The following is a 20779-nucleotide window of genomic DNA, read 5'->3' on the forward strand; positions in this document are numbered from 1 at the left end:
CGGGTTCTCTTGGTCGAAAACCCATCTACCAGGGGCTTCACCACGTTGTCAGCCCAACAGCCGCACTCCTGAACCAGGTTGGAAAAGGCTCACTGTCACAAACGGTCCTTTTGCGCGAGAAAGAGCAATCATCGGCCACCGAACCCCCGGCGGCACCTCGGATGGCAGGCATGGCTCAACCTGCGCGCCGCCGCCGCTCTCGTCCTGGAAGAACCCGAGGACGTCGACGACGTGAGCCTGTGGACCGGGGCACGGCCCGTCGGCGTGCGCGGCGAGAGTCAGCCGGAAGCGTGTCGGAAGCGCTCCGGAAGTGGTCCCGAAGCCCGCCGGAACCCCTCCACCGCTGGCAGCGGAAGCGGTCGTTCGGGTCCGATGGGCGCATGACGACGTCAAGGGGTACCGCGTGTCACGGCATCGGTTCCGGGTACGCCGGGCAGGGAACGCAGCAGCCCGCCGACGGCCGCCAGGTCCGTCCGTGCGAGGTCCTCGGGACGGATGACGACGCGGAGTTCGGGGGCGGTGGTCGGTTCCCGGCGGGCGTACGCGGCGAAGCTCTCTATGACCAGGAACAGCAGCTGCGTGCGGTCGAGTTCGACGACCCGCGCGAGTCCCGTGCCGACCAGCGGCATGGCCACCGGCTTGTACATGCCGTACCGGGCGACCGACCGCCACAGACTGTCGAGGCTGACCCGCAGGTCCTCCGGCGCGGAACGGGCCACCAGGTCGTTGCCGAGACGGGAGTAGGCGACGGCGAACACCCGGCGCCCGTCGACCACCAGGGGGACCGTGGTGCCCAGGGGGTAGCGGACGCGTCGGCCGCGGGGCTTGTCCTGGGGCCGCTCGGTGCTCGCGGGCGTGACCGAGCGCAGACCCGCCTGGAGCCGGTCGTCCAGCAGCTTGCGCTCGCCGTTGAACAGGCGGCCCACCAGCTGGCCCTGGACACTGTCCCGGCTGATCACCAGGTCCTGCTCGGTGGCGGTGTCGAAGGTGTCGGTGAACCCGACCACCAAATTGGCGTCGTCCTGCGCGAACAGGTCGCCGCGGACCACCACCAGGTCGCCGCCGGAACCGGTGATCGGCTGACGCAGCAGTTCCTGGCCGTGCCGCTCCCGCAGCCGCGCGCGCAGCGTCTGGAGCACCGCGGCGACCTCCGGGTCGTCCGGCCGCTCCAGTGTCAGACGCTCGGCCACCGGTACCGCGAGGTCGTAGCGGCCCAGTTCGGTGTGGGCGCTGATCAGGTGCCGCCGCGCCGTCTCGTGCAGCGCCGTGAGCCGCCGCGCCAGGGGCTGGGCGAACGGCTCGTCGCTCAGGTCGGCCAGCGGTCGGCCCGCCACCAGGGCCAGCGCGGTCATCAGCTGGTGCGCCGCCGACGCGGGCGCCGCGAACAGGGCCGAGCCGACCAGTTCGGAGAACTCCGCGCAGTCCAGTTCGTCACGGCCGAGGACCAGCCGGTACGCCGTCTCGGGAGTCGGGGCCGCCAGCAACTGCTCGGTGCGCAGCACCCGCTGGCCGGTGCCGTCCCGCGCCGGGTCCAGCGTGCGGCGCAGTTCGAGCACCCGCTTCTGCACCTCGTTGCGGGCGCGACCGGCCTGTCCCGGACCGGTGTGCGCGGCGCCCCACACATCCTCGTACAGCCTCCGCACCGGCACCGGATCGCCTTCGGCCGCCACCAGACGCAGGAGTAATCGCTTGGTCAGCGGGGTCAGGCGGCCCGGCTCACCGTCGACCTCCACTCTGGTCCGCCCCAGGACACAGACCCGGATACGTGTCATGACACGTGGTCTCCACTCGCTCCGCGCTCCCCCCTCGTCCCTGACCGCGGGAGCGGCCTCGGCAGCGTACCAAGCGGGTATTTGGGGGAGTTGTGCTTTTCAGGGGTTTCCCGGGCCGGGCACCCGGTCCGAGCCGGATACGGCGTTCACGGGGGCGGCTGTCGGGCGGCGCACGGGGGCGGCGGGCGTTCGTGGGCAGAGCCATGGCCGCGTTCGGCGGGGTGTCGGCGGTGGTGCAGTTCGTCGGCCAGCTCTTCCCGCAGGCACTGGATCCCGCGCCGGTGCTCGGCGGCTCCGTCCTGCTGTGCGTGGCCTGGGCGGTGGCCCGCGGCAGGCGGCCCGTGGCCGTCGCGCAGGACTTCCGGCGGCCGAACATGACCGTGTCGGTGGGGTGCGGTGACCTCTTCGAGGAGCGGGCGCACCTGGTCGTCGGCTTCAGCGACACCTTCGACACCGACGTGCGCGACGGCCTCGTCATCAGCGGCGGCAGCGTGCAGGGACAGCTGCTGCAGCGCCGCTACGACGGTGACACCGCACGCCTGGACGGCGAACTGGGAGCGGCGCTGCGCCCCGTGCCGCCGCTCGCCCGCGAGACCCGCGGGGGCAAGCCGCACGGCAAGCTGGACCGCTACCCCGTGGGCACGGTCGCGGTGCTCGGGACCCGGCCGCGGCTGGTGTTCGCGGTCGCCTACAGCCGGATCGGCAACGACCTCGTCGCCCGGTCCAGCACGGAGGAGCTGTGGCTGAGCCTGAACCGGGTGTGGGACGCCGTCCACCGCTACGGCCAACTGGACCGGGTCGCGCTGCCGTTGCTCGGGTCGGGACTGTCCCGGCTGCACGGGCTGGACGAGGAGAGCCTGCTGCGGCTGATCCTGCTGTCCTTCATCACCCGGTCGAGGGAACGGGTGATCTGCCGGGAACTGCGGATCGTGCTGCGACCGGCCGAGGCCGAACGCGTCGACATGACCGAGGTCGCCGCGTTCCTCCGGGTGCTGGCGGCGGACTGCGGTCCCGCACGGTGAGCGCCACCGCCAGCGGGGGCCGGGCTTGCCCGGCGCCACTCCGGCAGCCAGGGGCACGCGACCGCCCACGGGGCTTGCCCGGCAGCCGTGCCCGCCGCGCCGCCACCCGGCCGGGCGTGCCCGCCACCCCTCGGCAGTGGCCGGGCGTGCCCGCCACCCCTCGGCAGTCAACCGGGCGTGCCCGCCACCCCCGGTAGTCGGGGGTGGCACGCCGCCGCCCCCGGGGGGCGGGCCCGCACGTGCTCGGGCCCGCCCCCGGGGGCGGTTGTGCCGTCCCCCCCAGACGGCACGCGAACCGCCGCGCCGCACGGCCCGGCGGTGGTCCGGCAGGGCTCAGGGCCGCCGCTGGTAGGCGCTCAAGTGCCGGAACGGCCAGGTCTGACGCCAGTCGGAGCCGGTGTCGTTGACCGCGCACCCGGCCTGCTTCAACCGCTCCACCACCTTGCCCAGCGCGGTCTCGGAGCCGTCGAAGCGGATGACGTTGCGGCCCGCGATGTCCGCGATCGGGCGCAGCGAACCGATCTCGACGATCAGCGTGCGCTCGGGGTAGGCCATCAGCACCATGCCCAGCTCGATCAGGACGTTCGGCCGTGGCTGCCCGACGGGCTGGGTCTCGTAGGACGGCTCGTTCGGGCCGTACAGGTCGGGGTGGAGGGTGACGATGTCGTCCGGGGTGAGCAGCACCAGCGCGGCCTGCGCCTGCGCCGGGGCGGCGGCGACCACCTCGCCGAGGAAGGGGGCCGTCTGGCCGGTCGCGCCGACCAGGTCCTCCCACTCCTTGGGACGCAGGTCGAGTCGGCGCAGCAGCTCGAACATCTCGCGGCGGGCCTGCTCGTCGCGGCCGTGCACGACGAAGACACTGCGCGCCACACCGGACGCTTCCGCCCGGCCCGGGCCGCCCGCCTGCCCGTGCCTGACCCCTCCGTCGTCGCCGGAGGCCGGGGAGGGCACGACGGGGGAGTGGTCGCCGAAGGACTGGCTCCCGCTGTTGCCGACGCTCTGTGTCCCGCCGAGGTTGGTGTTGCCGCCACCACCGAAGGTGACGTGGTCGAAGGAGTTGTCGCGGAACTCGTGGCCGCTCATGCGGGACGCCTTTCCCGGGTGATGCCGGAGTTGTTGCCGAAGGTCTGGTTGCCGCGGTTGCCCACGCTCTGCGTGCCGCCGAAGTTGTTGTTGCTGTTCGCGCCGAAGTTCTGCTGGAGGATGTTGGTCTGGTTGGCTTCGTGCTCGCGGGTGTCGACGTCGTGGTCGTGGAGGAAGTCACCGATGATCTGCAGCAGATGACGCTCGACGATCTGGGTGTACTTGTGGGCGTCGCTCTCCTGGAAGAAGTGGTGGAACACCTGGGGCGTGGCCAGCTCCCGCACACTCGCCCGGGCCCCGCAGTCGACGACCTTGTGGGCGTAGCGGCCCAGCCCGAACTCACTGTGGTCGGTGGGCTGGGCGACCTCCGTCTTGACGGTGTCCGAGCCCACCTTCCGCGGCAGCCGCTCCTTGAGCGGGTTGAACGCCAGCCCCAGCAGCTCACCGGGCGCGCTGCGCAGCACGTGCCAGGCGATACGGCACATCAGCGCGCCGTCGACGCGCTCGGGCAGCCGGTCCACCAGACGGAAGCTCTGCGTGATCGGCGCCAGTACGTAGGTGTAGAACTCGGTGTGCAAGGTGGTGCCCTTGATGTCGAACCCCACGAACACCGTGGTCACCAGCTCCTGCTGCCAGGCGCCGATCCGCACGCACAGGTACTCGCGACCGGCGTCGTAGTCCTCCCGCCAGTGCTCGTCCGGCCCGTCGTCGAAGTCCTCCGGCTCGCCCGTGTCGAGGAACCGTACGGCTTTGGTGAACCGGCGGCGTTCCACGGACAGCAACTGGACGCGGTCGGCCGGGCGGGGCGTCTCCTTCAGCTCCTTGAGCATCTGCTGCCGGACCCGGTCGGTGATGTCGGCGGCCGTGAACGGGACGATCGCCCGACGCCGCACCTCCCCGCGCCCGGACGCGTCGTCGGGCGAGCCGTTCTGCCGGGGCAGCGGCAGGCCGCCCTCGAACAGCGCCTGCCCGAAGGGGTTGGCGGGCTTCTCCGGTACGCCGATCAGCAACTCCGCGTTCGACCAACTGCGCCACAGTTGTCCCGCGCCGACGAACGGCTTGTAGCCGCCGTAGTAGACCGTGTCGGAGTTCTGCTCGGCGGAGATCTTCCGCACGATCGCCGGTGTGAGGTGGCGGGACCTGGGGTAGGCCGCGCCGAAGCCGGGGCGCTCCTGCGGCGGGGCGAGGTGCTTGGTGAGCATCCGCAACACCGCCAGGCGGCGCAGGAACATGGTGGCCCAGGCGAGCCAGCCGAACAGCAGGGAGGCGACCAGGGAGTCCAGCAGCCCGGTGACCGAGCCCACCAGGATGACGACGGCTCCGCCCGCCAGCGTCAGCACCTGCTGGCGGCGCAGATCCGTGGCGGCGAGCGCGTGGGCGAGCACGGGCACCGCGTCGTAGCCGTAGGAAGGGGCCACCACCCGGTAGCGGTGGGTCAGCAGTTCCCGGATGACCGCCTTGCGGTAGAGGGGGTCGAGATAGGCACCGGCGCACAGCAGCCGGGTGGCGTTGCTCGTCGCGTCGGGCGGCGGCGGGGCGTTGTCTGCGGTCATGGGGTCGGTCACTGCCTCTCGGTGACGTCCGCGGCGGTGATGACGCCGTCCCGAACCGTGTAGGAGCCGTCGAACACCTTCTGCGAGCCGTCCGACTCCTGCGAGGTGACGGTGGCGAGGACCAGGTCGCCCTCGACGCCGTCGACGGTGACGTCGACGGCGTCCGTGGTGGTGAAGCCGTCCCGGAAGGACTCGAAGTCGGCGGCGAGGTTCTGCCCGCCGAGCTGCCAGGCGGTCGTGTAGTCACCGCCGTCGATCGCGGCGAAGTAGGCCCTCACCGTCTGCGCGTTCGGGTCGTCGGCGTACTCCTCGCCGGTCGCCGTGTCCGTGGGCTCGTCGGGTGGCTCTTGGGCGCTGTAGAGGTCCGTCGGCTCGTCGGTGACGCCGTCGGACCAGGAGGGGACGTCACCGGCGTCGCCGGGCGCACCGTCCGGGACGCCGCCGCCGAACGGCGAGTCGCCGCTCCAGTAGTCGGAGCCCGAGGAGGAGGAGGCGCTCTCGCCGCTCGCCCGGTAAGCGAGCGCCAGCACGACGATCAGGACGAGCGGCACACCGATGATGATCAGCGCGTTGTTGCGTATCCGGCCGGGTTCGAGGGTGAGAGCCGGTGCGGCATACGACCGCGCGGGGCTTCCCGGTACTCGTGTCGTACTCATCTGTCACCTAACTGCTTCCGGCGCCGATCACGGAACCGGTCGGCCTGCGGCGGGCCGGGGTGCTGTGTGCGTTGCCCGATCGGACCAGTGACCCCGCTTCCGGCACCAGCTCCCACCGCTTCCGAGCCACTTCCGATCGGCTTCGGACGGGGTCGGCCGCCCCGGCCGCGGTCGGGGCCTCGTCCCGGCCTGCCCGGGCCGCCTCAGAGCCGGGCGCCACCGCACCCGCCCGGCCTGGGATCTTCTTCGTGCACGTGGCTCTCACTCCTCCCTCGGCCCTGCCCTCGGCCGAGCCCCCGCCCCGCACACCCCGCCCGCCGCCAGCGGCCTGCCGCTGTTCACCCGCACCGCCACGGCCGCCCTCACGCCCTCTCCCCGCGCCGCGCACCACCTCCGGCACCGTACGAGCGCCACCTCACCGGGTCCGCCGGGATGCCGATGAGCGCGGCGACCTCGGGTGTGCCGGGCCGGGCGGCTCGGGCGCCCGCGTCCGGCGCGTGCGGGTACCGCCTGCGCCGGGCAGCGCCCGAACCGGCGAACGGTGGGGGAGCCGGACCCCCGGGCGGTGCCACGGCGGGTGCTGCCTCGTAAGCTGCGGCCATGGCTGAGATCCAGATTCCGACGCCCCGTGACGCCTTCGAGTTGCTGCTGGCCGGTAACCAGCGCTTCGTGTCAGGAGCCCCCAGGCATCCGAATCAGGATGCCGCCCGCCGTGCCGAGACGGCGCCGTCCCAGCAGCCGTTCGCCGTGCTGTTCGGGTGCTCCGACTCACGCCTGGCCGCCGAGATCATCTTCGACCGGGGTCTGGGCGACCTGTTCGTCGTGCGGACGGCGGGCCATGTCGCGGGTACGGAGGTGCTCGGTTCCATCGAGTTCGGTGTGGGAGTCCTGAACGCGCCGCTGGTCGTCGTCCTCGGCCACGACTCGTGCGGTGCCGTCGCGGCGGCCTGCTCCGCCCTGGAGGACGGGCAGACGCCGGGCGGCTTCGTCCGTGACGTGGTCGAGCGGGTGACCCCGAGCGTGCTGGCTGCCCGCGCCGACGGACGGGAGACGGCCGAGGAGATCCTGGCCGAGCACATCGAACACACGGTGGACCTGCTGCTCGACCGCTCCCGCCTCCTGGCCGAGCGGGTGGCCGCCGGTCGCCTCGGCGTGGTGGGAATGTCCTACCGCCTGGCCGACGGCAGTGCCCGGCTCGTCGCCGCGCGTGGCCTTGACGTGGCGGTTCCCACCGCGTCCTGACCATCCCGCTCACGGAGCCGACCGCGCCCACGGCCCCCGGGCCGTGGGCTGCGGCGTCGGTGCCGGTTACGCGGGCAGCCGGGGCCCTGCCGCGCGGCGGAGGCGGTTGGCGATCGCGAGCCCCAGCCCCTCCTCCGCCGGCAGCGAGGCGACGATGAGGTCGCAGCCCTGCCGGTCGAGTGCGCGCAGGATCTGGTACAACTCGCGCGCGTAGGCCGCCATCGACGGGGGAACCGTCACCACGGCGTGCGCCCGCACCGGAGTGCCGGCGAACGAGGCGGGCAGGAAGACACCCACCTTGTGCCCCCGTTCCCGCGCGAGTTCCGCTTCGGCGACGACCTTCTCCGGCTCCACGAGCACGACCCGTGCGCGTGGAGCGTAGTGGGACGGATGCTGCCCCGGCACCCGGACGCGGCTGGTCGTGGGCACCGCGAGCGGGCACCCGAGTACCGCTTCGAGGTCCTCACGCGTCACCCCGCCGGGCCGCAGGACGCTCGGCGTCCCGCCCGTGACGTCGACGATGGTCGACTCGACGCCGACCTGACAGGCGCCGCCGTCCAGCACGAAGTCGACGGCATCCCCCAGCTCGGCCCGGACATGGTCCGCTGTCGTGGGGCTGACCTGCCCGAAGCGGTTGGCGGACGGTGCCGTGACACCGCCGCCGAAGGCCGACAGCAGCGCGAGCGCGACGGGGTGGCGGGGCACCCGCACGGCCACCGTCTGAAGGCCGCCGGTCGCTTCCAGGGGTACGCGGGCACCGCGCCGCAGGACCAGCGTGAGGGGACCGGGCCAGAAGTGTTCGGCCAGCAGGCGCGCCGCCTGCGGTACGTCCTGTACCCAGTCGTCCAACTGCTGCGCGTCGCCGATGTGGACGATCAGCGGATGCGTGGGCGGACGTCCCTTGACCTGGAAGATCCGCGAGACGCTGACGGGGTCCTCGGCGTTGGCGCCCAGTCCGTAGACGGTCTCGGTGGGCAGGGCGACCAGGCCGCCGGCGCGCAGCACACCGGCTGCTTTCTCGATCTCGATCGGTGTTGCGGTCACCCGCACCATCCTAGAAGAGCGCCTGACAGCCATGGGCGGCGATCACCAGCCTGCACGGAGGACGCGCGGACAGCCACCCGTCCCGCTGGGCCGCTGACTGAGCCACCCCGGTGCCGCCGACTGAGACGGCCCAGGGGGACCGAGGGAGACGTCCCGGTGCAACAAGGCGCACGGACGTGGGGGTTGACTGGTCTACACCCTTGACTGGTACATACCAATACGGGAGTGTGGCACCACCACCCCCCACCACGGCCGCCCCACACCGCAGCCGGTCCCACCGGTGCGTTCGCGGGGACGGGGTCCGCCCCGCCCCCGCACGGGTGCGGCCGTGCCCCGCGAAGGAGTCGACCATGCCCCGACGCCGTACCGCCGCCGTCCTCGCCGCACTCGCCCTCGGTGCCAGCACCCCCGTACTGCTGCCCGCCTCCGGCGCCTCCGCCGCCACGTGCTCCAGCTATCCCGCCTGGGCCGCCGGACGGTCGTACAACGCGGGCGATATCGTGCGCTACACCGACGGCAAGGCGTACGTAGCCGAGCACGCCAACCCCGGGTACGACCCCACCATCAGCACCTGGTACTGGGACCCCTACCCCTGCGACTCGGGAACCCCGGTCGGCAACTTCGTGGTGACCGAGGCCCAGTTCCATCAGATGTTCCCGAACCGGAACTCGTTCTACACCTACAGCGGTCTCACCGCCGCGCTCAGCGCGTACCCCGGCTTCGCCAACACCGGCAGCGACACCGTGAAGAAGCAGGAGGCCGCCGCCTTCCTCGCCAACGTCAGCCACGAGACCGGCGGTCTGGTGCACATCGTCGAGCAGAACACCGCCAACTACCCGCACTACTGCGACTGGAGCCAGCCCTACGGCTGCCCGGCCGGGCAGGCGGCCTACTACGGGCGCGGCCCGATCCAGCTCAGCTGGAACTTCAACTACAAGGCGGCGGGCGACGCGTTGGGCCTGCCGCTGCTCACCAACCCGTGGCTGGTGCAGAACGACGCCTCCGTCGCCTGGAAGACCGGCCTGTGGTACTGGAACACCCAGACCGGCCCCGGCACCATGACCCCCCACAACGCCATGGTGACCGGCGCGGGCTTCGGCCAGACCATCCGCAGCATCAACGGCTCCCTGGAGTGCGACGGCCGCAACCCGGCCCAGGTCCAGAGCCGCGTCTCCACCTACCAGCGCTTCACCCAGATCCTCGGCGTGGCGCCGGGCGGCAACCTGTACTGCTGACACGGGGGAGAGCGCCCGGGCGGGACGACCCACGCCCCGTCCCGCCGCAGGAACCGCCCGCGCATCTCGCGCTCGCCCCGGTAGACCCGCACGGTGCGCGGGTGGATCCGGCGGGAGGCGTACGGCTCCTGACGGCATGGTGGGCCCAGCGGCGCGCCCGGGCGCTGGGCATCGGCCGCCGACCGCCCTCTCCCTCCCGCACGACTCGCCACCTGGCACGGTGTACGGGTACGTCGGGTACGTCGCCAAGTGGCAACACGACGGCGTGTTCGAGCAGCGCACGGGTCTGCTGAGGGACAAGGGGGGAGTCAGGCGCTGGCCCGGATGGTCAGGCGGGTGGGGAGGACCAGCGGGGTGGGGTCCTGCCCGTTGACGAGCGCGACGAGCGTGCGCGCCATCTCCCGTCCGAGAGCCTCTATGGGCTGATGGACGGTGGTGAGCGGCGGATCGGCGATCTGGGCGACCGCCAGGTCGTCGAAGCCGACCACGGCGACGTCGCCGGGGACCCGCCGCCCGGCCTCCCGCAAGACGCGCACCGCTCCCGCCGCCATGTTGTCGTTGGCGGCGAACACTCCGTCCACGTCGGGGTGTCCGGCCAGCAGTGCGGCCATGGCGGCGGCTCCGCTGGGCTCGGTGAAGTCCCCTTCCAACGGCGGGAACGGATCGAGACCGGCGCCCAGCATGGCGTCCCGGTAGCCGCGGTACCGGGCGCGCCCGGCCTCGGTGTCCAGACGCCCGCAGATCACGGCCACGCGCCTGCGGCCGAGTGAGACCAGATGCTCGGTCGCCTCGCGCGCTCCGCCGACGTTGTCCACGTCCACGTACCACCGGGGGGCCGAACCGACCGGGCGCCCGCCGAACACCACGGGCATCTGGGCCTCGTCGGCCATCCGGGTCAGCGGATCGTCCTCGCGCAGCGCCATCAGCATGACACCGTCCGCGCCCCTGGACCGCACGAGTTCCTCGACCCGCTTGCGGCCCCGGTCGGAAGCGGCCAGGCACAGCATCAGATGCAGGTCCGCCTCGTCCAGGGCGGCCGACGCCCCCACGATCACCCGAGCGAAGAACGGGTCGGCGAAGATGGACGGATCCTCTCCCGAGACGACCAGGGCGGCCGCTCCCGTCTGACGGGTGGCCAGCGCGCGGGCCGTCGGGTTGGGTACGTATCCGAGGTGCCGCACGGCCCGTTCGACAGCCTCGCGCTTGGCACGGCTGACGTGCGGGGCGTTGTTGAGGGCGCGGGAGGCCACGGAGCGGGAGACACCGGCGCGTTCGGCCACCTCGTCGAGCGTCGGACGCCGACGCGGCGCTGCTTCTGCCATGACCCGTGAGTCTTTCACAGGCGCGGAGCGCTCGGAGAAGCAGAACTGGGAGCGCTTCCAGTCTTATGGCCTACAGGGCTTACGTTCTCCTGTGAAAGTCCCTCAGTGCGGCCTCTATTGACAGCTCGACCACTCACCCAGACGATTGGGACCGCTTCCAGTGGGAGCGCTCCCAAAGTACACGTCCTCCGAAACCGAGGTACTTGTCTTGAGCCGCAGACTCCGCACCCTGATGGCAGCGCTCTGTGCTCTGCCGCTGGCGTTCGCCGCCGCACCGTCCGCCCACGCGGCCGACCCCACCACCATGACCAACGGGTTCTACGTGGACCCGGACTCGAGCGCGAGGCGGTGGGTGGCCGCCAACCCCGGCGACGGCCGGGCCTCCGCGATCAACGCCTCCATCGCCAACACACCGATGGCCCGCTGGTTCGGCTCCTGGAGCGGCACCATCGGCACCGCGACAGGTGCCTTTGTCGGAGCGGCGGACTACCAGGACAAGCTGCCCATCCTCGTCGCCTACAACATCTACCACCGTGACTACTGCGGCGGGCACTCCGCCGGCGGAGCCGCCTCGCCGTCCGCCTACGCCAGCTGGATCGCGCAGTTCGCCGGAGGCATCGCGGCCCGCCCGGCCGTCGTCATCCTCGAACCGGACTCCCTCGGAGACTACGGCTGCATGACCCAGGCCCAGATAGACGAGCGCGAGGCCATGCTCTCCGGTGCCCTCGCCGAGTTCAACCGGCAAGCCCCCAACACCTGGGTCTACATGGACGCCGGCAACCCGCGCTGGGCCGACGCCGCGACCATGGCCCGACGCCTCCACGAAGCCGGCCTCCGACAGGCCCACGGCTTCTCCCTCAACGTCTCCAACTACATCACCACCGCCGAGAACACCGCATACGGCAACGCCGTCAACAACGAACTGGCCGCCCGCTACGGCTACACCAAGCCGTTCGTCGTGGACACCAGCCGCAACGGCAACGGCTCCAACGGCCAGTGGTGCAATCCCTCCGGCCGCCGCATCGGCACGCCCACCCGGACGGGCGGAGGCGCCGAGATGCTCCTGTGGATCAAGGCCCCGGGCGAGTCCGACGGTAACTGCGGTGTCGGAACCGGCTCCACGGCCGGGCAGTTCCTCCCCGAGGTCGCCTACAAGATGATCTACGGCTACTGATCCAGGGCTCCCGCCCACCACCCCGGCGACCGGCAGTGGGCCGGGGGGTGCGGCTGGCCGTTCCAGGCGGGCACGGTGAAGTCGTGCACGCTGCGCGACCCGTGTGCCCGGGAAGCCTGCGCCGAGCCGGTTCGCGCTCCGTGACCGTGTGGACGGGCCTCGGGAGGGAGGCAGCGCACCGGTCCCTGTGGGCGGCGCGACCCCACGTCCCCCGTCGGCGGAACAGCTGGCCGGGGACGTGGTGCGGTCAGCCGTCGTGCAGGGCCGTGCGCAGTGCGTCGATGGCGAGTCTGCGCGCGACGTTCGCCGCGCGGGTGTCGCGGAGGCTGTCCAGGAGCAGGAAGTCGTGGACCATGCCGGCGACGCGGACCGAGGTGACGTCGACGCCCGCCTCGCGCAGCCTGTTGGCGTACTTCTCGCCCTCGTCGCGCAGGACGTCCGCCTCGTCGGTGATGACCAGCGTCGTGGGCAGGCCCTTGAGCTGGTCGAGCGTCGACCGCAGCGGAGAGGCGTAGTGCTGCGTGCGCTCCCCGGGATCGGTGGTGTACGCGTCCCAGAACCACTTCATGCCGTCGCGCGTGAGGTAGTAGCCCTCGGCGAACTGCAGGTACGACGGCGTGTCGAAGTCGGCGTCGGTCACCGGGTAGAGCAGGACCTGGGCCTTCAGGTCGAGGCCGTCGTCGCGCTCCTTGTTCATCAGCGCGAAGACCGCGGACATGCACCCGCCGACGGACTCGCCGGTGACCGCCATGCGCGAGGTGTCCATGTCGTGGTCGGCGCCGTTCTTCCGCACCCACTGGCCCACCGCGTAGTTCTGCTCCACCTGCGTGGGGTACTTCGCCTCCGGCGCCCGGTCGTACACCGGGAAGACGCCTGCCGCGCCCGCGCCGACGACGAGTTCGCGGAAGAGGCGGTCATGGGTCCTGTCGTCGCCGAAGACCCATCCGGCCCCGTGGATGTAGAAGACCACGGGCAGCGGACCGGTGGCGCCCTTCGGGCGGATGATCCGGGTGCGGACCGTACCCCATTCGCCCGCGTCCACGTCCACCCACTCCTCGTCGACCTCCGGGCGCGGCACTCCCTCGCCGCTCTGCAGGCCCAGCAGGATGTCCCGGCCCTGCTCCGGGGGGACCTCGTAGATCCGAGGGTGAGGGTCGGTGGCCTCGGCCAGTTCCTTCGCGGCCGGTTCGAGATAGGGCGTGACGGGCGGGGGAAGCTGCGTCATTCGGCACTCCAGGTGTACGTGGGCCCGGGAACGGGGCACGGCCCCCCTTTGGTGATCTCCCCGGGATCCATGGTGCCCGCTGCCGGCGGCGGCGCAAGCCGACGTCCGGTCCGGGGAGGTGGTGGCGGAGACGAGGCGCCCGTCCCCGCGTGGGGACGCCCCGCCGGCCTCGGCGGTGGGGGCGGCCGGGGGCCGACGGCATCGACGGGGCGTCAGCTGTGGGCCCGGGTCAGGTGCACGTCGTCCCCGCGCGGGACGACCAAGCCGGAGCCGATATCAGCGCGGTCGGGGTGGTGGCCGCCGGGTCGGATCATCTGACGGCCCGCAAGGCGGAAGGCCCGCTCCCGACGCGGCGGCGGGGCGGCCGGACAACCGAACAGCACGTGGTCATCCGCCGGGAGCGGGTCCTGCACCTGCGGTTCAGCCGCACCGGGTCGCCTGCGGCTACCCAGCCGATCGGCACCAGCGCATCGGCGGGCAGTACGGGGCGCAGGTGCACGACGCCGTCGACGCGCACCTCCGAGCGGGTCCCGATACGCGCGCCGTCGAACACCCGGCTCCCGGTCGCCAGGAACACCTCCTCCTCCACTGAGCGGCCGGTCAGGTACGAGGTGGGGCCGACCAGTACCTGTCGGCCCCAGGCCAGCGCATCCCTGCGGGTCCCGCGCAGGACCGCGTTCTCCATGACGATGCACTCCTCGCCGAGGTCCGCGGAGGGCGGGCGGGGGAGGGCCGGCGTGTGGCCATCGATCCGGCGTTGCCGGTGACGCCGTGCACCAGGGCCGACTGCCCGGCCTGGAACAGGACGCGCGTGCGCAGCGCGGCACATGACTACAGGGCCGGGTTCATGGTGGCGCGCCGGACGCGACGGCCATCACCGGCAGGCTCGCCGAGCGGGCGGCGTCGGGCTCCCTCGGGTCGTCCGGGTCAGGTCCTCGTCAGGGGGGTGGCCGTGGCTCCCCAGGCGTTCGCGCACAGGGCGCGCTCTACCGCGTCGGTGTAGAGCGCCGCGGCGAGCCAGGCTTCGGCGAAGTCCTGGGTGTTCGTCGGGAGGAGGCGGCCGAAGGCGTCGCGGGAGCGGTGCGCGGCGGTGGTGTGGAGGTGGTCGAGGAGGTCGCCCGCCGTGCCGAGGCCGAGGTGGCGCAGGCGGGTGCCGTCGCCGGTGCCGCCGTGGGCGGAGACCAGGACGCGGCGGCCCCCGGACACCGTCTGGTGGACGCGGCGGCGCAGCAGGTGCAGCGGCGCCTCGTGCCCCGCGGCGACGGCCATCGCCGGGGGCGGCACCGCTCCGGTGGGCAGGTCGGCGAGGCGGAGGCGGTCCAGGCCCAGGTCCACCCGGGTGTCGGGGTCGGTGGGGTGCTCGGTGGCGAGCAGCAGCGCGCGGGGGAGCTGACCGGGGGCCAGCCGTGCGACGATCCGCAGCGGGCGGCCCCCGGCGGCGGCGAGCAGCCGCAGGTTGTCGCGGTACGGCAGCGCGGGGTCGTCGTGGGCGGTGGCCAGCCGCAGGGGACGGCCCGCGCAGTCGGCCAGCAGGCAGTCGCCCGTCGTCTCGCGCACCGCGCCCCTCAAGGTCGCCTCCAGGAACAGCAGGTCCTGCCCGCCGTCCAGGGCGCGGGCGACCTGCTCGGCGGCGGGTACGGCCCACAGCCGGTCCAGCGGCTCGGCGCGCCAGGCGGCGCCGGACGCGCGCACCGCCCGCACTCCGGCGCCCGCGCCGAGGCGGCCCGTGGGGGAGACGGTCGCGCCGGACACGGCCAGGCCCGCGCGCGACAGTTCACGGTGGGTCAGCGCCGTGTCGCCGATCCGCACGGTCCGGCCGGCGGCGCCGGTCGCGCGGGAGGGGCCGCCCGGGGCCACGTCCGACACCGTGTAGAGGCGGCCGTGGGCGTCGGCGGTCCAGGTGACCGCGCCCGCGTAGCCGGTCGCCGTGAGGACCGGTTCGGAGAACAGCCCGTACAGCCGCAGGGAGCCGTCCGGCCGGTACGGCTGCCGTGCCGTGCCGCGCAGTGCCGCCAAGTCCGCGCCGGTGGCGTGCGGCAGGCGGTGGGCGACGGTCAGCAGCTCGGCCAGGGCGCGGGTGAGGTCCGCGAGACGGTACCCGGGGTCGCCCGAGCGGGCCGCGCGTACCTCGGTGACCACGGAGACCGCCGCGGCGAAGGCCCGGTGCAGCCCCGCGAGGCGCGCGGTGTGCGCGGCCCGCAGCAGCTCCGCCTGCGCCACGGCACCCGCGCCGTCCGTGCCCGTGTCCAGGACGGCGGCGCCCGCGTCGAACACCGCCCGGGCGGCGGCGACGGCGTCGGGGTGCGGCTGGCTGTCGACCCGTCGTGGGGCTTCGGTTTCGGCTTCCCGCGGCACCGCGGTCGCCTCGGCGGTGTGGTCGTCCGGAGGCGGGCCGTCGGAAGTCTCCTGTGATGGTGGCGCGGCGGCGGCCACCGGCGCGGCCGACGCCGCCGCCGCCCGGTGCAGGCAGTCGGGGGCCAGCAGACAGCCGCAGCGGATCGCGTCGGCGCTGCTCACCGCGGCGCCGGACAGGTGCAGGGTGACGTCGGTCTCGTCGTCCACGGCGATCCGCACGGTGTCGCCGTCCCGGACGACCGGACGCGCCGCGAGCTTGGCCACACCGGCGTCCAGCCGCTTGCGGAGCCGGGGGGAGAGCGCCGCGACGAGTTCGGCGGTGACGGACGGGGCGACCGGAGGCAGGTCCGGGCTCATGAGATCTTCTCCCCTACCCAGCGGGCGAGTTCGAGTGGACTGAGGGCGGCGACGGGCATCCCCGCCGCGACGAGCTGACCCGCGACGCCCGTCGAGTAGCGCGGCCGACCGGTGTCGTCGAGGCTCGCGCAGCCCAGGACGTGGCACCCGGCCGAGACCAGCGCGCGGACCTCGCCGAGCAGCCCGCCCAGCGGGTAGCCCTCCTCGAAGTCGCTGACGACCACGACCAGGGTCCGCGACGGCACGGTGACGAGTTCGCGCGCGTGCCGCAGCCCCGCGGCGATGTGCGTGCCGCCGCCCACGCTGACCTCCAGCAGCAGCGACAGCGGGTCCGCCACGTGTCCGGAGAGGTCGATGACCTCGGTGGAGAACGCCAGGAAGTGGGTGGAGAGCGTGGGTACCCCCGCCAGCACCGAGGCGGTCAGCGCGGCCCAGACCGTGGACGACTCCATGGAGCCCGACACGTCGGTGACCAGGATCAGCCGCCAGTCGGAGGCCCGGCGCGCCCGGGTACGGAACACCGGCCGCTCGGGGATGACCTGGACCGTGCCGTCCGGGCCGCGGCGCGCGGTCGCCAGGTTGGCGCGCAGCGTGCGCGGCAGGTCGAGACCGCCGCCGGGGCGTCTGCTGGGGCGCGGCAGGGCCGTGCCGTGCAGGGCGGGCCGCAGCCGGGTGGCCAGCTCCCGGGTCAGCGCGTCGACGAGCCGCCGCACCAACGGGCGCAGCGCCGCCAGCCGGGCCTCGGGCAGGCCGCCCGCGTGCCGCAGCACCGTGCGCAGCAGGTCCACCGATGGGCGCACACGGTCCGCGTCCAACTCGGCGAGGACGTCCTTGCGGCCCGACGCCGCGGCTGCCGCCAGCACCTCCTCCCGGATGCCCGGCCCGAAGAGGGCGGCCAGTTCCTCCGACCACTCCCGCACCCCGGGGTACGGCGCTTCCCGCCCGCCGCCGGTTCCCCGGCCCGTCAGGTCGCCCCGGCTGCCCTCGCCCCGTCCGCTGCCGTACAGCTCGTCCAGCGCGGTCGCCAACGGCGCCGCGGACGGCGGCAGTCGGTCCGTGCGGCGGCCGAGGAGGAGGCGCCAGCGGTCGGCGGGGGCGAGGAGACGCTCCTCCTCCACCACCGGTGGAGTGGCGGGCGGCGTGGGCTCCGGAGCCCTGTCCGCCGGGGTGCCGGGCCGCGTGGGCAGCAGGCCCAGCGACCGCAGGGTCTCGCGGGCCGCGAGGTCCGCCCCGGTCCAGGCGGCGAGCGCGGCCGGGTCGACGCCGTCGGTGTCGGCGACGCGGGCGGTGTCGAGGTGTTCCTCGACGGCCGCGAGGAGCCGGTCGCGGGCCGCGGGGCTCAGGGTGTCGAAGCCGCCGCGCAGCGCGGGGAGCCGGTCCAGGAACCCCCGGTCGGGCAGCTCGGACACCCGGGTGAGCAGCGGCTCCAGCGCGGGCGCCGCCGCCTCCAGCAGCGGACCGGCGGCGGTCAGCAGCCCGGCGAGCCGCTCGGTGAGCGCGGCGCGCGCCTCGGGACCGGTGGCCCCGTCGACCCAGGAGGCCACCCGGTTGCCGAACACCCGCGCGTCCTCCTGCCCGAGCAGCACCCGTACGGCCCCGGCGGCACCGCGCATCAGCGGGGACCCGTCGGCCGCCAGCCGGGCCAGGGCGTCGGCGAGCCGGATGCCGCCCAACAGATCGGCCCGGTGCGCGAGTTCCAGCAGGGCGTGCGCGTCGGCGGGGTCCTCGGACCCGGTCAGCCCGTCCACCTGCCGTACCGCGGCGGCCGTCAGCAGCTCCGCCACGGCCGCCGCCCGTGCCGTACGGTCCCGGTCCGCGCCGAGCCCCGGGACATGACCGGCCCGCAACCGGTCCAGCAGGGCCAGACCGGCGAGGAGCTCCGGCAGGGTACCGGCGCGCGGCAGCACCTCCGCGACGTCGTCGAGCCGCTCGTCCGCGAGCTGCGTCAGACCGCACTCCGCCGCCTGTTCGAGCCCCGTGAGCGCCTGCGCGGCGGTCGGCCCGCCGTCCCCGCGCTCCACCCGCCGCCGCTCGCGCAGCACCCCCTCGGCGGCCTGCGCGGCGGTGACCCCCCGCGCCCCGGCCGCGGTCAGCACGGCCGCCGTGGCGGGCGTCCAGCGCACCTCCCAGCGGGAGGTGAGGGCCTCGGCGCCGCCCGCGCCGACGACCTCCCTGGCCTCCCCGTAGGGCACCCCGCACACGGTGAGCCGTCGCAGGAGCAGTTCCCGGCGCCGGTCGAGGTCGGACCGCAGCGGGTCGAGACGCAGCTCCCGGGACGCGCCGGGACCGCCCGCGCCCGGGCCGGGCAGACCGAGCCGCGCCACCTCCGCCTCGACGGCGGGCCCGAGCCCACTGCGCGGCGCCCCGGGAGCGGGACGCCCGGTGCGCGTACCGACGAGCACCCGCTCCATCGCCCGGGCCACCGCCCGCCCCCGCCCGTACGGCTCGCCCTGCGCCAGCACCGTCTGCACGGCCTCGACCAGTTCACCGCGGCCCGCCGCGGGCAGCCCGCGCAGCCGGGCGAGGTCCGCGGCGAGCCGACTGATCTCCCGCGCGTCGGCGGGCCCCGACGGGTGGCCGAGTTCCCTCAGCTCGCCGCAGACGCGCACGGCCGCCCGGGTGAGCGCCTCCTCCAGCGCCGCCGGATCGCCCGCCGCGCGCAGCACCATGTCCTGCCACTCCGGGTCCCGGATGCCCGCCGGGTAACCGGACCGCTCGTCGAGGAGGGCGTACGTGTACGGGATCAGCGAGGTCGTCCAGACAGACCGGCGCTCGCCGGTCGCGTCCCCGGCGTCCCGGCGCTGCCCGGGCTCAGCGCCGCCCGGCCGTACGAGTGCCGGTGCGTGGAACGCGCCGACCACCACGGCGGCCCGCTCCCCGCCCGCGGTCGCCTCGGCCAGCCGGGCCCGCATCCACTCCTCGCGCCGCAGGTCCAGCTCCGGCACCCCGCCCGCGGCGACCGCGTCCGCACGCAGCGCCCACCCGGTGAGCAGCGCCGCCCGGCGCAGCGACTCGGGCGGGGAACCGGGCGCGGTGGCCTCCACGAGCCGGTCCCACAGGTCGTCCCCGGTACGTCCCGTCAGCCGGTCCCGCAGCGCGGAGGCGAGACCGGGACCCCCAGCCCGCCCGCCCGCGGCCCCGCGCCCCGCACGCCACGCGCCGTCGGCGAGCGGCAGGTCGCAGGCGACCGTCGGCACCCCGTGGCGGGCCGCCCAGCGCACGGCGGCCAGCTCCGGCGAGAAGTCGGCGAACGGGTAGAACGCGGGCCCGTCGCCGCCGGCGTCAGCGCAGGCCGCGGCGAGCGCCACCGGCGCCCGGGTCTCCTCGTGGCCCAGCCAGGGCAGCCACTCCTGCGTCTCGGCGGGCAGCTCGACGAGCAGCACGTCGGGCTCGGCCGCGTCCAGCAGCGCGGGCACGGCGGCGGCCAGGGACGGCGCGTGGTGCCGTACGCCGACGAGACAGGGCGCCGCCGGACCGGTGAGGGCGGCCAGCGCTTCCTCGGGGGTGAGGGTGGGGGAGAGGAACACGGCCGTCAGCCCTCCAGGACCGTACGCAGGTCCCACAGGGTGCGCCAGGTGGCTGAGCCCTGCTCGGCGCGGCGCCGCACCGGGCCGTCCCAGTAGCCGCGCAGCCGGGCCGCGTCCGCGGGGTCGTCCTTGCGGACCACGCCGAGCAGATGCCCCGGCAGCAGCCCGAGGACGTCACGGTCACCGGGGAAGTACGCCGCCGCGAGGGCGAGCGCACCGGCGACGGACACGGCCTCCGCGGTGCTCATCACCGTCGACGGCCGCTCCACCTCCCAGCCCTCCGCCGACCGGCCCTCCCGCAGATCCCGGAACGCGGTGACCAGCGCCTCCAACACGGCGTCGTCGACCCGGAACGGTGCCCCGGCCCGCGCCACGGACGCCCGCGCCTGGCCGCGCACCAGCGCGGTCTCCGCGTCGAGGTCCCCGATGGGGCCGACCGTCTCGAAGTTGAAGCGGCGCTTCAGGGCCGCGGACATCTCGGAGACCCCCTTGTCGCGGAGGTTGGCGGTGGCGATCAGGGTGAAGCCGGGCGCCGCGTGCGCCAGCGCGTCCTCCGTGCCCGCCAGCTCGGGTACGGCGATCCGCCGCTCCGACAGCAGCGACACCAGCGAGTCCTGCACCTCGGGCAGACAGCGGGTGACCTCCTCGACGCGGGCGACGGCGCCCCGGGACATGGCGGTCAGGACGGGCGACGGCACGAGCGCCTGCCGGGTGGGCCCCTGGGCGAGCAGCAGCGCGTAGTTCCAGCCGTACTTGAGCTGGTCCTCGGTCGTGCCCGCGGTGCCCTGCACGACCAGGCCGCTGGTGCCGCACACGGCGGCGGACAGCAGCTCCGACAGCATCGACTTGGCGGTGCCGGGCTCGCCGACGAGCAGCAGGCCGCGCTCCCCGGCGAGGGTCACCACACACCGCTCGACCAGCGCCCGGTCGCCGACGAACTTGCCCTCGACCACCAGACGGCGCGGTACTCCGTCGGGGACCTCGGCACGGTCGGGCAGCTTGAGGGCGTCGCCCCGGCTGCCCATGACGAAGGTGACGACCGCGCGCGGGGTGAGCCGCCACGCGGGCGGTCGCGGTCCGTCGTCGTACGCGGCCAGGAAGGCCAGTTCGGTCGCGTACCGCTCCTCCGGCGGGACGATCTGGCGGGCCGGGGCGGAGGTGGGGGCGGTGGTCATCGGCGAGGGTTCTTCCCGGTGCGGGTGGTGGGCGGTG

15 protein-coding genes are annotated in these 20779 nt (G+C 74.1%); 4 read left to right on the forward strand and 11 right to left on the reverse strand.

Annotated features, from left to right (window positions below):
- Positions 1–389: 389 nt before the first annotated feature.
- Positions 390–1772: a macro domain-containing protein gene (locus ABZ659_RS33055; RefSeq protein WP_360227712.1), complete on the reverse strand. Its 1383-nt coding sequence runs from the start codon at positions 1770–1772 to the stop codon at positions 390–392.
- A 203-nt stretch (positions 1773–1975) separates the two neighbouring features.
- Here ABZ659_RS33055 and ABZ659_RS33060 point away from each other — a divergent pair, with 203 nt between their 5' ends.
- A complete protein-coding gene (locus ABZ659_RS33060) occupies positions 1976–2794 on the forward strand; it encodes a macro domain-containing protein (RefSeq protein ID WP_360227715.1) in 819 nt (272 codons plus the stop codon).
- Between the two features lie 333 nt (positions 2795–3127).
- Here the strand turns inward: ABZ659_RS33060 and ABZ659_RS33065 are convergent, their stop codons facing one another.
- Genes ABZ659_RS33065 through ABZ659_RS33075 form a run of 3 tightly spaced genes read right to left on the reverse strand, consistent with a single transcriptional unit; the run spans position 3128 to position 6086 of the window.
- A complete protein-coding gene (locus ABZ659_RS33065; protein ID WP_360227718.1) occupies positions 3128–3877 on the reverse strand; it encodes a nucleotide-binding protein in 750 nt (249 codons plus the stop codon).
- The gene (locus ABZ659_RS33070; RefSeq protein ID WP_360227721.1) at positions 3874–5430 is read right to left on the reverse strand and encodes a hypothetical protein; all 1557 of its coding nucleotides are present in this window, start codon (positions 5428–5430) and stop codon (positions 3874–3876) included. Before ABZ659_RS33070 ends, ABZ659_RS33065 begins: the two co-directional genes overlap by 4 nt.
- A gap of 8 nt (positions 5431–5438) precedes the next feature.
- Positions 5439–6086 (reverse strand): hypothetical protein, encoded by a 648-nt coding sequence (locus ABZ659_RS33075; protein WP_360227724.1) that lies wholly within the window; start codon positions 6084–6086, stop codon positions 5439–5441.
- Positions 6087–6686: 600 nt separating this feature from the next.
- Here ABZ659_RS33075 and ABZ659_RS33080 point away from each other — a divergent pair.
- Positions 6687–7328, forward strand: coding sequence for a carbonic anhydrase (locus ABZ659_RS33080; protein WP_360227727.1), 642 nt, complete (start codon positions 6687–6689; stop codon positions 7326–7328).
- 66 nt (positions 7329–7394) lie between these two features.
- Here ABZ659_RS33080 and ABZ659_RS33085 read toward each other — a convergent pair whose 3' ends face one another.
- Entirely contained in the window at positions 7395–8381 is a 987-nt protein-coding gene (locus ABZ659_RS33085) for an L-threonylcarbamoyladenylate synthase (RefSeq protein WP_360227730.1), read from the reverse strand.
- Between the two features lie 341 nt (positions 8382–8722).
- On the opposite strand from ABZ659_RS33085, the gene ABZ659_RS33090 reads away from it, so the two are divergent.
- Positions 8723–9607, forward strand: a complete 885-nt coding sequence (locus ABZ659_RS33090; RefSeq protein ID WP_360227733.1) for a glycoside hydrolase family 19 protein — start codon at positions 8723–8725, stop codon at positions 9605–9607.
- A gap of 308 nt (positions 9608–9915) precedes the next feature.
- Here ABZ659_RS33090 and ABZ659_RS33095 read toward each other — a convergent pair whose 3' ends face one another.
- Entirely contained in the window at positions 9916–10929 is a 1014-nt protein-coding gene (locus ABZ659_RS33095) for a LacI family DNA-binding transcriptional regulator (RefSeq protein WP_360227736.1), read from the reverse strand.
- Between the two features lie 208 nt (positions 10930–11137).
- On the opposite strand from ABZ659_RS33095, the gene ABZ659_RS33100 reads away from it, so the two are divergent.
- Positions 11138–12103, forward strand: coding sequence for a glycoside hydrolase family 6 protein (locus tag ABZ659_RS33100; protein WP_360227739.1), 966 nt, complete (start codon positions 11138–11140; stop codon positions 12101–12103).
- Positions 12104–12350: 247 nt separating this feature from the next.
- Here the strand turns inward: ABZ659_RS33100 and ABZ659_RS33105 are convergent, their stop codons facing one another.
- The 5 genes from ABZ659_RS33105 to ABZ659_RS33125 form a co-directional block, all read right to left on the reverse strand.
- Positions 12351–13328 carry an alpha/beta hydrolase gene (locus ABZ659_RS33105; RefSeq protein ID WP_360227741.1) on the reverse strand — a complete coding sequence of 326 codons (978 nt, stop codon included), beginning with the start codon at positions 13326–13328 and terminating at the stop codon, positions 12351–12353.
- 310 nt (positions 13329–13638) lie between these two features.
- Positions 13639–14013: a hypothetical protein gene (locus ABZ659_RS33110; RefSeq protein WP_360227743.1), complete on the reverse strand. Its 375-nt coding sequence runs from the start codon at positions 14011–14013 to the stop codon at positions 13639–13641.
- Positions 14014–14255: 242 nt separating this feature from the next.
- On the reverse strand, positions 14256–16040 hold the full coding sequence (locus ABZ659_RS33115; RefSeq protein ID WP_360227745.1) for a hypothetical protein: 1785 nt from the start codon (positions 16038–16040) through the stop codon (positions 14256–14258).
- The gene (locus tag ABZ659_RS33120; protein WP_360227765.1) at positions 16037–19576 is read right to left on the reverse strand and encodes a DUF5682 family protein; all 3540 of its coding nucleotides are present in this window, start codon (positions 19574–19576) and stop codon (positions 16037–16039) included. Before ABZ659_RS33120 ends, ABZ659_RS33115 begins: the two co-directional genes overlap by 4 nt.
- Positions 19573–20742, reverse strand: a complete 1170-nt coding sequence (locus ABZ659_RS33125) for an AAA family ATPase (RefSeq protein WP_360227768.1) — start codon at positions 20740–20742, stop codon at positions 19573–19575. Before ABZ659_RS33125 ends, ABZ659_RS33120 begins: the two co-directional genes overlap by 4 nt.
- Positions 20743–20779 lie beyond the last annotated feature (37 nt).

This window comes from Streptomyces sp. NPDC006997, assembly GCF_040635175.1.
GTDB lineage: Bacteria > Actinomycetota > Actinomycetes > Streptomycetales > Streptomycetaceae > Streptomyces.